The organism is Pseudomonas sp. dw_612, from assembly GCF_018449725.1.
Lineage (GTDB): Bacteria > Pseudomonadota > Gammaproteobacteria > Pseudomonadales > Pseudomonadaceae > Aquipseudomonas.
Genome location: NZ_JAAVVC010000038.1, coordinates 1 through 14,413, shown reverse-complemented (window position 1 = coordinate 14,413; position 14,413 = coordinate 1). Strand labels below are relative to the sequence as shown.

Genomic DNA, 14,413 nt, shown 5'->3' with positions numbered 1-14,413 from the left:
CTTCAGGAGAACCCGATGAACCTTGTTGAACTGACCGAACGCCTGCACGCCATTCGTGACCGCAATGACTGGCGGCAATTTCACAGCCCGAAAAACCTGGCCATGGCCGCGAGCGTGGAAATGTCCGAGCTGGTGGAAATTTTCCAGTGGCTGACCGAAGACCAGTCGCGCCAGTTGCCGGCGGACAAACTCGCCCACGCCGGGCAGGAAGTTGGCGACATCGTGCTCTATCTACTATTGCTGTGCAGCGAATTGGGGTTGGACATGAACGAAGTGGTGCGCAGCAAACTCGCGGACAGCGAACGGCGGTTCAGCTGATGAGCGACCGTCATTTCGATCAGTTGGCGACCCGGTTTGCCGAAAAAATCTACGGCGGGGCCAAAGGTGCGATTCGCCTGGCCGTGCTGCAAGCCGACCTGGCCGAAACCCTGCCAGACCGTCCGTTGCGCGTCCTCGACATCGGCGCCGGCCTCGGTCACATGTCGTTGTGGCTGGCTCAACGCGGACACGACGTCACCCTCGCCGAACCGGCCGCACCGATGCTCGAAGGCGCCCGCCAACGTTTCGCCGACGCCGGGCAGAGCGCGACCTTCATTCAAGCGCCGTGGCAGGATTTGCTCGGTCAACTCACCGAACCCTACGACCTGGTGCTGTGCCACGCCGTGCTGGAATGGCTGGCCGAACCCCACGCGATCCTGCCCGTGCTGCATCAGCTCACCACCAAGGACGGCTGGTTGTCCTTGGCCTTCTATAACCGCGATGCGTTGATCTACCGCAACCTGCTCAAGGGCCACTTCCGCAAGATGCGCAAGAACGACATGGCCGGCGAGAAGCAGAGCCTGACCCCGCAACAGCCGCTTGATCCACGGGAACTCGCGGCGCAACTTGAGGGTATGTGGAAGGTCGAAACCCAGAGCGGGGTGCGGGTTTTTCATGACTACATGCCGGTGGAATTCCAGGCCCGCGCCGAACGGGTGGACTTGCTGGAAATGGAACTGGCCCACCGTCGTCACCCAAGCTTTGCCGGGCTTGGGCGCTATTTGCACTGGATCTGTCGGCCGATCTGATCGGAGAACGAAATGAAAGCGCGTTCAGGGTTACTGCTGATGTGTCTGGGGTTGGCGGCCTGCCAGGGCAGCAACCCTTATGTGGCGACGTCCAACCCCTTGCCGCCGGCGCCACCGCAAGCGGCCAATACCTTCGACCGCAGCGCCTACCCGGCGCCGCCTCGGGATTACGGGCGTTACCGCAGTTGGGCCTGGCTCAACGGGCAATTGCCACCGGGCTCGGCCTGGGCGGATTCGGCGCAGGTGGCTGAAGCGGTCAGCAATGCCCTCGATCAGCGCGGACTGCGCCCACTGCACGACAATCGCCCGGCGGACCTGTTTGTCAGCGCCAATCTGCACCTGGAAACCCGCTTGCGTCAGGTTCAGGACGACTATGGTTATTACGGCGGCGGTTACGGTGGCTACAACCGTTACGGAGGCGGTTACGGCATGTACAACACCGTGCCGATCGTCCGTACCTATCAGGAGCAGGTTGTGGTGGTGCGGGTCGATCTGTTCGACGCCGGCACCGGTCAACCGGTCTGGAGTGCCAGCGCCGAAACCGCCAGCCAGGGCAATCAAAGTGAACGAGCCGATGCGATACGGGAGGCTGTGGAAAAGGCGATGTCGGCGTATCCTCCCAGTTAGCTTCTTGTAGATAAGAAGCATTCCCATGGTTCATGTCTTCCAACGGAGAATCATCATGTTCCGCCCCCTCGCTTTACTGGCCGTGGCCCTGTTGCTCAGTGCCTGCTCGGCCCACCAGGTCAATCATGACTTCGATGCCGGCCGCGATTTTGCCGCCTATCGCAGCTGGAGCTGGAAAGAACCCGCCCTGCAATACCGTCCCGATGATCCACGGATCAAAAGCGATCTGACCGAACAACGGATTCGCCAGGCAGTGGCCGATCAACTGGATCAGCGCGGCTTGCGCCCGGCCGCCGGGGGCCAGAAGGGCGATGTGAGCGTGCAGACTTACCTGATTGTCGAAGACCGCCAGCAACAAGTGACCACCAACTACGGCGGCGGTTGGGGTGGCCCATGGAATGGCTATTGGGGCGCACCGATGTACAACGAAACCCGCAACATCACCTACAAAGTGGCGACCATCCAGATCGACCTGCTCGACGGCAAGGACGGCAAACTGGTGTGGCGCGGCAGTGATGAACAAATGCTCAGCAGCACCCCCAACCCGGCGGATCGCAGCAATGCCGTACGCGAAACCGTCAGCCGCATCCTGGCCAACTACCCACCGCGCTAAGGAGCGAAGCTTGCTCGCGAAAACGGCGGCATATCCAACGACGATGTGACTGACACACCGCTTTCGCGGGCAAGCCCGCTCCCACAGGGTTACTCGCCGATCACGAATCCAGTAACCACCCAAGACCCAGTGTGGGAGCGAGCCTGCTCGCGAAGACGTTGGCACATTCAAAAGTGATGTGACTGACAAGCCGCTTTCGCGAGCAAGCCCGCTCCCACAGGGAATCTGCGCCGTACGCTGATTCCATGTCCATGAAGATCCAATGTGGGAGCGGGCTTGCTCGCGAAGACGGCAGTACATTCAACAGGGATGTGACTGACAAACCGCCATCGCGAGCAGGCTCTCTCCCACATTTTGTTTTGTGTGGTCTGCGCTGGCGTGTGGCCAGCAATCTCGCCAACCCTTGTCTACACTGCATTTCACCCAAGGAGGCAGCACAAGGTGTGCGCCGGCGAAGGAGTGCGCGATGTCGCAGTTTCGCAGCCCGGCCCGGCAACGGGGGGCTATCGGTTTAATGGCGGCGGTGATCCTCGGGCTGGCATTGTTGTTGATGCTATTGGTGGTCGACACCGGCCGGCTCTACATGGAACAACGCAAACTGCAGCGAGTGGTCGACACTGCCGCGCTGGAAGCCGTCAGCCGTGGTGGCACTTGCCTGCCGGGGCTCACCGCTGCCAGTTATGCCAACCAAGGTGCGACGCGCAACGGCTTCACCCTCGACGCCAGCAACACCCTTGCCACCACCTGCGGCACGCTGCTGACGGCAGGCACCGGGCTGCGCACCTTCACCGTGGATGCCACCCAGGCTGCAGCGATCAAAGTCGTTGCCAGCCAAACCGTCACCACCAGTTTTGCCGGCGGCGTGCAGGCTTTGGTCAGCGGTACGCCAGTCAGTTTGACCACTCAGCTCAACGCCACGGCGGTGGCCGCCAAACCCTTGGCCAGCGTTGCCCAGCTGAATATCCGCAGCACGTTGCTGAACATCAGCACCGCGCAGTCAAGCATTCTCAACCCGCTGTTCACGGCATTGCTTGGAGGCAGCGTCAGCCTTACGGCGGCGGGCTGGAACGGTTTACTGAACACCGACGTCAACTTGCTCGGTTATCTCAACCAACTGGCGATCAACCTCAACGTCGCGGCCGGCAACTACACCCAATTGCTCAACACCCAAACCACCGTGACCCAACTGATTCGGGCGGCGGTACAAGTGGTTCAACTCAATGGCGCCACGGCCGATGTCACGGCTGCACTGGGTAACCTGCAAGTGGCCGCGGGCGCGAACGTCAGCGCGGTCAAACTCGGGGATATCTTGCAGTTGCAAACCGACACTACGGCCGCCGGACTGGATGCCAATGTGCAATTGCTGCAACTGATTCAAGGCGTGGTGCAACTGGCCAATAGCAAAAGTGCCGTGGCCGCGACGTTGCCGGTCAATGTGCTGGGGTTGGCCAATGTGACGGTGCGGGTCAAAGTGATTGAGCCGCCGCAGTTTTCCGCCATCGGCGACCCGGCACTGGCTAAGGCCAATCCACTGGGCGCCAACCGGATTTATGTGCGCACCGCGCAAGTGCGCACGATGATTTCACTCAACCTGCCGGTGCTGTCCGGCGTCACGGGCCTGGCAAACGCGGTGCTGGGGCTGGTGGGTACTTTGACCCCGACCCTCAACAGCCTGCTGAGCCTGGACCTGGCCGCTACGATCAACTCCTTGGCCTGCCTGCTGGGCGCTGGCTGCGATCAACTCGACCCCGAGTTGTTGCCATCCCCGGAGATCGACATCAGCCTGGATGCCGGCGGCGCGATCAGTTACGTCACTGATTTCAGCTGTCCGGTAGGTACGTTCGGCAGCAAAAGCCTGACCGCGCGCACCGTCACCTCAATCGCTGACCTCAAGGTCGGCAAGATCGACCCGGCCAACGCCTTTTCTTCTTCTGCCGAACCCACTGTCACACCACTGCCGTTGATCGATATCGGCATTTGGACCTGCCATAAAATCCTCGGTATCGGCACCTGCGGCCCGGCACGAACGGCCTACGCCGGTGGCGGCATTGCAATCATGGCCCAGACCAGCGTCGCAAAAAACACTCAGGACCTGGTGTTCTCCAGCATCACGCCTTTCGCGACCCCGGCCAACCTCAAGTTGTCACCGAGCATTCTGCCGGCAGCCCCTACCAACAACATTGTCGCCAGCCTGGCGAACACCTTGGCGGGCATCAACCTGATCGTCTACCAACCGGTGGGCAGCAATCCGCTGGGGGCCATTATCGCGGGCGTCGGCGGCTTGATCAGTGACGTCAGCAACATTCTCCAGCCGCTGATTACCAACCTGCTGAGCCCGTTGCTCGACCCATTGCTGAACAATTTGCTCAAGAGCCTGGGCATCAATCTGATGGACGTCGACGTCGGCGCCAACATGACCTGTGGCCAAACCGGCAAGGCCTATCTGGTGATCTGATCCTCCTGATAAATCGGCAGCTCAATGCAAAACCGCGCCCCTTCAACCGAATTGCTCACACTCAATCGCCCGCCCATGTTCTCGACGATGCCGTAACTCACGGACAACCCCAGCCCCGTCCCCACACCCACCGATTTCGTCGTGAAAAACGGCTCGAAAATCCGCTCCAGCAAGCGTGGGTCGATCCCGCCGCCATTGTCCTCGACCCACAGCCGCACCGATTGGGCATCGCGTTCGGCATACACGGAAATCCACGGTTTGAACTCACGATCTCCTTCGCGCTTGCTCAGCAATGCATCCCGGGCGTTTACGATCAGGTTGATCAACACCTGCTCCAACTGATCGACATAACCGCGCACTTGCACGGTAAAACCGGTTTCGCTTACCCGCAACTCCACGCCTTTGCCACGCATGCCTTCGGCCAGCAGCGACAGCGTGCCTTCGATGGCGTCGACCGGGTTGAACGGATGCTGCTCGACTTCTGAACGACGGCCAAACACGCGCATGTGATCCACCACCCGCGCCGCCCGCTGAACCTGGGCGTCGATGCGGTTGAGTTTGTCGGTCAGGTAATCGATTTGCACCTCGCCGCTGCTCAGGCGTTTGAGCACGTTGACGATGGCCATGCGCATCACGTTCAGCGGCTGGTTGATTTCATGGGCCAGCCCGGTGGCCATTTCGCCGAGGGTGGCCATTTTTGCGCTCTGGGTCAGTTGCTGTTGGGAGCGTCGGACCTCGGTGTTGTCGCGGCCCACGGCCTGGATTTCCAGCAAGCGGCCCTGATCATCGAACACCCCGCGATCCGACCAGACCCACCAGGCATGTGCGCGCCCGGGCAGTTGCAGATTGATTTCGGCGCTACTGACCGGGTGCTCCGGGGTCAGCAGGCTGAGCCGCTGGAGAAACGCTGCGCGCTGTTCGTCCGACATCCAACTGCCGAGGTTCATGCCGGGCAGTTGTTCGGGCTCGCATTCCAGATACATCGCCAGCGGCCGATTGCCGAAACTCAGGGTCAGGTCCGGTCGATAACGGCAGATCATCGCCGGGGAATCCTCCACCAGTATCCGATAGCGCTCTTCGCTCTGTTTCACCTGCTCGGCGGCCAGGGTCGCTTGCGTGACATCGAGCCACAGGCCAACGGCTTCCACCGGCAAGCCAAGGTCATCGCGCAACAACTTGGCCTCGTCGAGTAGCCAATGGTAATCGCCGCGACTGTCCCGCAGCCGATAGCGCGCGCGTACCGAACCTTCGCGTAGCAAGTGGCGAGTGCGTTCAAAGTAGCGGTCGCGGTCCTCGGGATGGACGCGTTCGATCAATGCCGCGGCGTCGCAGTTTTCCAGGCTCCAGCCCAACAGCGGTTGCAGGCTGGCGCTGAAAAACGTCGGGTGCAGCGCGCCTTCGACATAACGCTGCACGTAGATCACCGCCGGCGAACTGGCGATCAGGTTGTCCAGTCGCGCATGAGCAGCGGCGGTGTGTTGTTGCTGATTCTTGATGTCGCTGATGTCGAGCATGAAACCCACCAGCCGCCGACTGTCGCCGCTGCCGATGGCTTGGCCCTGAAGCCTGTACCACAGCGGATGGTGTTCCGAGTCGCAGCGGTGCAGGCGCACGCACAGGGTCAGTGGCTCGTCGTGTTGTTGCAAGGCGTGCAGCCGACTGCGCATTTCTTCGCGATCAGCGGGATGGATCTGCAACAGCCAGTCATCGAGGAGGAGCCGGGTGTTGTCCAGTTGCAACGTGGCCGCCAGGGACGGCGCCAGGAGGATGTCATCGGCGCCGTAGACTTCCCACCAACCCGTGCCCAGCAAGGCTTGCAGCGACTCCATGCGCTCCAGTTGCAAGTGGTGATGTTGCTCGCGCAAGCGACCGAGCAACGGCCCGGCCAGTGCGCTGACCAGCAGCAACCAGTCGCGATCACCCAGGTCCGGCGCATGGTCGAGCACCGGGTAAAACCCGCACAGCAGCCACGCCGCGACGCCGTGGTCGTCGCTATAGGGCACGGCAAAACCTTCGGCATTGCCGAACAAATCTTGCACACGCAGGTGTTCGTCGAGGCCTTGACTGATGGCCAAACGCTGGGGCGCGGAGCCGTTCAAACTGTCGAGCACCGTGCCCAGGCGCTGATCGTTTTGCCACAGCTGCGGCGCGTCATGCGCACTGAACTGACGATGGATTTGCCAGCCTTCTTCCTGCTCGTCAAGCAAGGCCAGGGCCACGCACGGCATGTGCCAGCGTTGGGCGATGGTTTGCAGTTGTTCGCTGACGATCACCGGCAACCGCGCGAGGCTACACGCACGCAACCGCTCGCTGATCTGCCCGGCCACGGCGTGGCATTCGTCTCGGCTGTGGGCCTGATGGCGTTCGAGCAACAGGTCGCCGATGTCCATCAACTGCAACAGCCAACCGCCGGCCCACGGTTGTACCCAGCCACGCAGGTGCAAGGTCTGGTTGGCGAGGCCAAGGAAATCCAGGTCCAGGCTTTGCCCCTGCCAATCGCCGGGCTGACCTTCGATGGCCAGCGTGCTGTGGGCCAGCACGTAACGGTGCAGCGGCAACGGTTGGTCGTGGGGCAGTTGCTGGGCCAGCGAACGCCGCAGCGGCCCGGTCATTTGCAACACATGACCGTCGTTGTCCAGATGCAGATGCAAACCCAGCGGTTGCGCCAGCAATGGGGCGGACGCCTCGACGGCGGGGAGGGCGGGGCGCTTGAGCAAGCGAGCGAAAAGCTTGTCCCCGGAGGTCAAAATTGCAGACTCGACGTGGCGCTCAGGTTGGTCGGCAGGTTGGGCACTGTGCCCACGCCCGGCAACACCAGAAACGGCATGACCTGATTCAATTTGCTGGTGGGGTAATTTACGCTGACGGTCAGGGTGCCTTTGCTGGAGTCGTAGACCGCGCTGGTATCGACACCGATCACCAGGTTCAGCGCGGTCGGCACCCACGACAATTGCTGTTGCAACGTGGCGTTCGCGGTGTTTTGCACCACAGTCGCGTAGCCGGGCGTATTGGGGTCGACCGCCACACTGCGGCGCACGGCTTCGGCGGTGGCCTGGTTGAACGACTGCATCAGCACGAACGGCAAGCTGTAGCTGACCAACCCGTAAAACACCGCGAAAAAAATCACGAACACCAGGGCGAATTCAATCGCCACAGCGCCTTTTTGCTTGCTGGGGAGGCCTGCTTTCATGAGTGCGTCTACCCTGACCATCACTGCGTAATATCAGCATAGAATCATTCAGCCAAAACGGACGGTTTTTACCGGATGCAGAGCCTTGTCTTAATTCTCTGGCTAACGCTGTGCGCCTTGCAGGATGCACGGGAGCGACACATCGCCAACACCCTGACATTGGGTGCCGGGGCGTTGGCCCTGGGCTATTTGCTCTGGACCGGCAACACATGGCTCGGGGCCGAGGCTCAGCAGGGCGGTTGGGCGTTTTTACTGGCGCTGGCTTTAACTTTGCCGGGCTACGCGATGAAGCGAATGGGCGCCGGCGATGTGAAATTAATGACAGCTTTGGGCCTGGCGACCGACGGTATGCACCTGCTTGGCGCCTTTATCGGTGCTGGCGTGGCGAGTGTGTTGTGGTTACTGCTCGCGCCAAAAGTTTGGCTGTATATGAATCAAAGGCTTAAACATGGCATTCGACATGTGAATCCAGAATTGTCAGAAAAACAGCCATATGCGCCGTTCGTTTTGATCGGCATGGCGTGTACGCTCGTTTGGATCCATTAGTCGCAAGAAGCCACCAGTTCTATGTACATAGTTGCAAAGTACGTCTACTTTCAAAGTTAGAGTAGTTATACAACTGGCGGCTATTAGTACAGGAATGGTCAGCTTTCGGCCTGCATGGAGTAGCACGTGAACAAGCTTACGTCTGCGGTAAAAGTCCTTGTGGTCGACGATCAGCCTCTGATTGTCGAAGAACTGTGTGAATTTCTGGAGAGCAGCGGTTATCGCTGTGTGCCTTGTGAGTCCAGTACGCAGGCGTTGGAGCGCTTCACCCAGGACCCGGACATCGGTCTGGTGCTGTGTGACTTACACATGCCGGACATGGACGGCATCCAGCTTGTACAAGAGCTGCAACGGCTGTGCGGCCGACATCGGGCGTTCGAGGCGATCATGCTCACCGGGCGTGCCGACAAACAGGACGTGATCAAAGCCTTGCGCGCCGGGATTGCCGATTACTACCAGAAACCGATTGATCTGGATGAGTTGCTCGAGGGTTTGCAGCGTCAGGAAGTGGCGTTGCAGGAGCGCCAGAAGGACGTGCAACTGGGGCATTTGAATCAGAAGCTGCAATACCTATCCGAGTCGATCGATGATCTTTATCAGGACCTGGACAAGGTGCGTCGCAACCCGCGTGCGTCTTCCGGGCCTGGGGATTTGGTGGTCAGCGAGGCCGACCAAGAAGAGATGCCGTCGATTTTCAATCAGCTGTCACCTCGGCAACTGGATGTGGCGCGGTTGGTCGGCAAGGGGCAGACCAACTATCAGATAGCCTGCGAATTGGGCATTACCGAGAACACGGTGAAGCTGTACGTGTCCCAGGTGTTGCGGTTGACCCATATGCACAACCGCACGCAACTGGCGCTGGCGTTGTCGCCGAGCAATTCCGGCATGCGTCAGCGCGTGACCGCCCACTAAATCCCCCGGATGTACCCAGCCAAAACTGTGGGAGCGAGCCTGCTCGCGAAAGCGGTGTGTCAGTCACCTCAATATTGGATGTGCCGCCGTCTTCGCGAGCAGGCTCGCTCCCACAATGGATCTTCAGCGAGCACACTATCTGTGAATGACTCGCTACTTACTGATCTCAATCTTCCCCGCATCCGGGTCTTACAAATCCGGAATCGCATACTGATACTTCTTCAACCAGCGCTGCATCGCCTCTCTCCCGCTCCGTCGCCCGCCGGTTGATCTTGAAGGTCGCCGGGTGCGGATCGAAGGAGGGGGCAGTGGGTTGCCCGCTTTATCCGAAGTAACCGTCAGATTAGGTCTTCTTCTCCACTGCGACTCCGATTCGCGGAATCTTCCTACATCAGATATCGAATCGACTGACTTCGCCTGCTCGTAGTTTCACTCAGAGTCCCGTGCCTTAAACAGACACAGGGATTTGCGGATGTTTCGTACGGCTAACGACGTCTTGCCCAGACTCGACAATGCAGGTTTTTTTTACGACGTTCAGGTGCTCGAGTTTCGGGCCAGGGCCGCGCTAAACCAGCCTTGCCGGGGCAAGCTCGAACTCGTCAGCGAGCGCCCCGTGCTTGAACAGCTGGAAGCCGATGCCGGCGCGCTGGGTTTGAGTTGCCAATCCGAGCTGTTTTATTACGCCAACGTCATGGCTTCGCTGGACGGCACATCGCTCGATCAGCATCCGCACATCCACCGATTGCTGCATACGCCGTCACTGCAATCTCCCGGTGAACGCGTTGCGCTGGCCGCTGACCTCGCCCACCAATGGGCCATTCAACGGGGCCGCCCATGACTTCACCCGCCAACCTCGCCGCAGCCGCGGCCCCCAAAACCGCCTTTGGCTCGCCCGGTGCCTGTCCTCTGATGCAAACCCACGTGCAACTCCTGCCCGTGCGTTATGGCCTGGTGGAGAAAGCCGTCGACCCAAGCGCTACATTGAAATTGCCCTACGCCCTCCAGACCCGACCGTTGGGCATTCGCATGCTGCGCGACGGTTGGCTGTACGTGATCGACAGCGTCACCGGCCACTTGCACGAATACCGCGTGCTTAACGGCGTGGTCAGCGCTTTGCTGCATAAGGGCGCCAAGGTCGATGAGGATCAGCGCTCGGCCATCGAAGAACGCCCGGCCCTGGTGTTTTCCCGGCGCAGCACCTTGCACGTGTGCTTCGCCGAAGTGCAGTGGACCGCCGCCAAATGCGCTCAAGTGACCGACAGCCGCGAGGAGCGCGAGCACTTCATGCAAGCCGTCGACCTCGGGCCGGTGGATTGCGAAACCGGTGGCGAGCACTTGCTGACGGTCGCGCAAGCCAGGCAATGGCTGGCGGAGATTGCGACGGTTCCGGCCCAGCAGGCCCAAGCCGAAAAGGACCACGCCGAACATGAAAAAGACGCGTCACCGGATGCCGTGCTGTTGTCGACGGTGCAGGTCAGCAACGTCCCCGCCCATGAGCTTGAACCTTATCTGTGGGAAACACCTCGGCGCTTTCGCGAGGCCCATATCGGCGAGTTTCTCGGGCGGGTGCGCCCGGCGTATCAGGACGACACGCTGTTCCTTGTGGTGCAGGACGACCTCGGCGTGTTGCGCGACCTGGCCGACTATCAAGACACCGTGGTCGGTTGGGTCGATGACTGGAGCAATGCCGAGCACAACGAACGCAATTATTTGCTGGCGTGTTACATCGAATCCTTGAGCCAGCTCAGTCCGGCGGATGTTGAAAAACTCGCCGAGGTCAGCGACGACCCGGCGGTCAATGCGCTGCTTGTCGATCTTCAGCAGTTGCCAGAACCCACTCGGGAAGACACGCGCAAAGCCTTGCTGGATTACCTGAATAAGGGCGGCAAGGTCGAGCCTGTCGACCAGCCAGTCCCACCGGAACTGGTGCAGTTGCGCAAGCAGGCCCAAGCCGACGTCCAGGAGATGCTCAAGTATCAGGGTGGCACGCCAGACTTCACTGCACAAAGGCGCGCCGTTGACGACGCGGACCGCAGTTACTACACCCGCCAGCACTTTGCGATGGCTCCCGCCGACTTCGTTGAGCGGCACCTCAAGGCCCTGATCAAACTCGGCAAGGAGCAAAACAAACGCATTGAGGACGTGATCGAGGGCTCCACGTTCACCGGTAAACGCGGGATCAACGATTTCATCGACCGTGAGGCCATGGACGACGAGCTGTTTCAGCACCGCGCCGACCTTGGCCGCTGGAACCGACTGCTTGAGCGCATCACCACCGACCGCACAACGTTGGTGTGTGCCGGGCGTTACCACCGTTCGGCCTGGTACTACGACGGGCATGAACCGCAGCAATTGGCCAAGGTTTTCGCGGCCGAATACGCCTGTATCAAGGACATCTGTCGCAGCGATCACGCGAGCCAAAAAATGCTCGGTTATCTGGAAGAACACCCGGAGTTGACCCGGTCCGCGTTTTACACCTTGCCGCTACGGGTTCGGCCCGATTTGCTGGTGCAATACAGCCTGCTCTCCAATGCCGGGACCGGCCTGTACAGCAAGCTGCCGCATTGGTTGCAAACCCTGCAAACAATCGAACAACCGCACCTGCCGGCCCTCGACGAGATGCCCGAACACACCCGCGCCATGGCTGACGCGGTGCAACACAGCTACAGCCCGGCGCTAAACCTGGGCCTGAGCCGCGCATTGGAAGGTTTCGATCTGACGGATGGGAAAATCCCCGATCTCGACGAACTGTTTCGCCATCTGCCCAAAGCGCTGCCGGCGCGGATACTCGATGCGGCGAAAACCACCGGCGTGACGTTCACCGTCGCCACCCCGGGCGAACACACGGCGCTGCAATCCGACATCAAGGACGTGCTCAGCGAACGCGCCTACCTCAAAACCCTGACCCATGAACGCAACCGGCTGACCCATAACAAAAACCTGCCGGGACACAGGACCCAGCGGGCGATTGAGTTACAGACCGAAATCGTTCGGGTGCGTGCGCAGCTGACTCAACTTGAAGGCCGACTGGCGGGTGCGCTGAGCCCGATTGCTGAACTACCGGATCGGTCGGTACGCACCTACGGCGCCACACCGGCTCGGGCGGGGGTGACGGTGGTGTTTCCATCTGCGCAGCAGCAGGAGGTGAGGAGTTTGCTGATGAATATTCGGCTGGGGGTGCAGAGCGTGCCCAAGGCTGATCTGATCAAGAGCGAAGGGGTTGGGTTGTTGGTGTTTTTGGCGCAGGTGGTGAATTTGGTGGTGGTCATCAACGACCTGGTTAATCAATCGAGAGACAAGCGGGCTTGGGGACCCGTTATCAACGCCATCACAGTCACAGGTGCCGCAGGGTTTGCCGCCGCACAGGGTTTGGCAGATACCGCACTGAAGGCACGCAGCGATAAGTTGGTCTTGGCAGCTCAACATCACGCACTGGAGAGTGTGCATGTGCAGATGGGGAAGATGCATATCGGTTTGGGCGCCTTTACCTACACTTTTGGTTTCGCTGCTTCGCTGTCTGGCTTGAGTACGCAACATCAACACTGGCAAGACGCAACGCGTAGCGGCAACCGCGCGGCCCAAAACAGTGCCGCTCTTGCCGTAGTGGGTGCAACCGGCATGACCGCTGTCAATGCTTACGGTTTGGGGCACACATCACGCGCTGGGTTGACGCTACTCGGTAAAGATACTGCCGCAAGAACGGCCGCCTGGGCCGCCGCCGGTACACGCCTCTCCACTGTGTTCTTCCGCGTCAACTTGGCTGGCGCATTGTTCACAGTGCTTGAATTGGGCGGTACTTGGCTGTTCAACCGCTACAACATCAGCGCCCACGACAAATGGCTCAAAACCACGCCATGGAGCCTGGACACCGATGAGCACGGTGATTACACCCTGGATGAGTACCAACATTACCTCGGCGAGTTACTTCACGCGCCTACAGCACACCTTGGCTTAATCAAGCATGACTCATTGCTGAAGAACCTGTTTCTGCGCCCCAAACCCAGCGATATCCATCTGGAACTACCGAGGGTGAAACTAAGCGACTTCCAGCCCCCGTTAAGTGGTAACCCCTCTCACCGTTTGGGCATCGGTGCCCATCGGCTTTACCGCCCACTCGACAGTCGCGGTACCGCCCATGAGCGCAAGGATGTGATCAGTGATGAAGTGTCGGACAGCCTGCAAGTGGTGCAAGCAGACCCGCTGATTTTATGCCTGCAATACCCGCTGAATCACAATAACCCAATGGCGCCCGTGGTCGAGACACTGGAACTGGCGGTGTGCGTGCAAGTGTTGAATGCCAAAGGCCAATGGATCTCCCGCACCCACATCATTCATCTCAACCCTCGTGGCGAAGGCCATTTCCCTTCGCTGCCGCCCAACACAGTCACCGAGCATCCTCCCGTGTTGCTGGTTGAAACCCATTTGCTGGAGACGGTCGACCATGCCCAAAAACCTGGATAACTCCGTGCCGAAACCGCACCTTGAGCAATCGCGCAAAGCCGGAGATATCGAGCCCTTTCCAAGCGGGAAGATCACCTATCTCGCCCCGCTGCCGCTGCCTACGCCGATACCGCCTCATGGTCCTCATATCGGGGCGTTAAATGAGGTGTATATGGACTTCGGGTTGGGGTCTCCACAGGTGTTCTCATGGCAAGTCATATTGGGAGTACCGCTTACCGCGGTTTTTATAATTGCTTTTCTATTTCCACTCGCAGGTGGTTTTCTTGGGCTCGTACTCGGATACGGCTGGGTAGACATTCGGGATTCCATGGAGGGAATTTTTCTGGCGTCATATGAAATGGCGTTAACAACAGGCTCCATTAGCCTCTTCATCGGCCTATGCGTCTGGCTCCACAACCACAACAAACGCGCCGAAATCATCCCCACCCGCTTCAACCGCCAACGCCGCGAAGTCTGCTTCATGCCCGAGGACGCCACCGAACCGCTCTTCGTCCCCTGGGAATCCCTCCGCGCCTGGGTCATCGAAGCCCAAGGCGTCACTG

11 protein-coding genes and 1 pseudogene are annotated in these 14,413 nt (G+C 60.0%); 10 read left to right on the top strand and 2 right to left on the bottom strand.

The features are described 5' to 3' along the window. The first annotated feature begins 15 nt into the window (after nucleotides 1-15). The 5 genes from HB680_RS31675 to HB680_RS31655 all read left to right on the top strand — a co-directional run bounded on the left by HB680_RS31675 (nucleotide 16) and on the right by HB680_RS31655 (nucleotide 4,762). Nucleotides 16-318, top strand: a complete 303-nt coding sequence (locus tag HB680_RS31675) for a MazG-like family protein (RefSeq protein ID WP_007951009.1) — start codon at nucleotides 16-18, stop codon at nucleotides 316-318. Beyond that, nucleotides 318-1,067, top strand: coding sequence for a methyltransferase domain-containing protein (locus HB680_RS31670; protein WP_213942202.1), 750 nt, complete (start codon nucleotides 318-320; stop codon nucleotides 1,065-1,067). Before HB680_RS31675 ends, HB680_RS31670 begins: the two co-directional genes overlap by 1 nt. Before the next feature lie 12 nt (nucleotides 1,068-1,079). Continuing rightward, on the top strand, nucleotides 1,080-1,694 hold the full coding sequence (locus HB680_RS31665) for a DUF4136 domain-containing protein (RefSeq protein ID WP_213942201.1): 615 nt from the start codon (nucleotides 1,080-1,082) through the stop codon (nucleotides 1,692-1,694). Nucleotides 1,695-1,749: 55 nt separating this feature from the next. Then, on the top strand, nucleotides 1,750-2,307 hold the full coding sequence (locus tag HB680_RS31660) for a DUF4136 domain-containing protein (protein ID WP_213942200.1): 558 nt from the start codon (nucleotides 1,750-1,752) through the stop codon (nucleotides 2,305-2,307). Nucleotides 2,308-2,773: 466 nt separating this feature from the next. Further along, nucleotides 2,774-4,762, top strand: a complete 1,989-nt coding sequence (locus HB680_RS31655) for a pilus assembly protein TadG-related protein (RefSeq protein ID WP_213942199.1) — start codon at nucleotides 2,774-2,776, stop codon at nucleotides 4,760-4,762. Here HB680_RS31655 and HB680_RS31650 read toward each other — a convergent pair. Together HB680_RS31650 and HB680_RS31645 are read right to left on the bottom strand one after the other, a co-directional pair. Next, a complete protein-coding gene (locus HB680_RS31650) occupies nucleotides 4,747-7,509 on the bottom strand; it encodes an ATP-binding protein (protein ID WP_213942198.1) in 2,763 nt (920 codons plus the stop codon). The genes HB680_RS31655 and HB680_RS31650 overlap by 16 nt on opposite strands. Continuing rightward, a complete protein-coding gene (locus tag HB680_RS31645; protein ID WP_213942197.1) occupies nucleotides 7,506-7,952 on the bottom strand; it encodes a TadE/TadG family type IV pilus assembly protein in 447 nt (148 codons plus the stop codon). The genes HB680_RS31650 and HB680_RS31645 overlap by 4 nt, the downstream gene beginning before the upstream one ends. A gap of 75 nt (nucleotides 7,953-8,027) precedes the next feature. Here HB680_RS31645 and HB680_RS31640 point away from each other — a divergent pair, with 75 nt between their 5' ends. The 5 genes and pseudogenes from HB680_RS31640 to HB680_RS31620 form a co-directional block, all read left to right on the top strand. Beyond that, nucleotides 8,028-8,498 (top strand): A24 family peptidase, encoded by a 471-nt coding sequence (locus HB680_RS31640; protein WP_213942196.1) that lies wholly within the window; start codon nucleotides 8,028-8,030, stop codon nucleotides 8,496-8,498. A 126-nt stretch (nucleotides 8,499-8,624) separates the two neighbouring features. Beyond that, complete coding sequence (locus HB680_RS31635; RefSeq protein WP_213942195.1) at nucleotides 8,625-9,410, top strand: response regulator; 786 nt, start codon at nucleotides 8,625-8,627, stop codon at nucleotides 9,408-9,410. 472 nt (nucleotides 9,411-9,882) lie between these two features. Next, complete coding sequence (locus HB680_RS31630; protein WP_256735657.1) at nucleotides 9,883-10,248, top strand: hypothetical protein; 366 nt, start codon at nucleotides 9,883-9,885, stop codon at nucleotides 10,246-10,248. Then, a complete protein-coding gene (locus HB680_RS31625; RefSeq protein ID WP_213942194.1) occupies nucleotides 10,245-13,871 on the top strand; it encodes a toxin VasX in 3,627 nt (1,208 codons plus the stop codon). Before HB680_RS31630 ends, HB680_RS31625 begins: the two co-directional genes overlap by 4 nt. Further along, nucleotides 13,852-14,413 (top strand): annotated as a pseudogene (locus HB680_RS31620) (hypothetical protein); the annotation flags it as partial. The gene HB680_RS31625 and the pseudogene HB680_RS31620, both read left to right, overlap by 20 nt.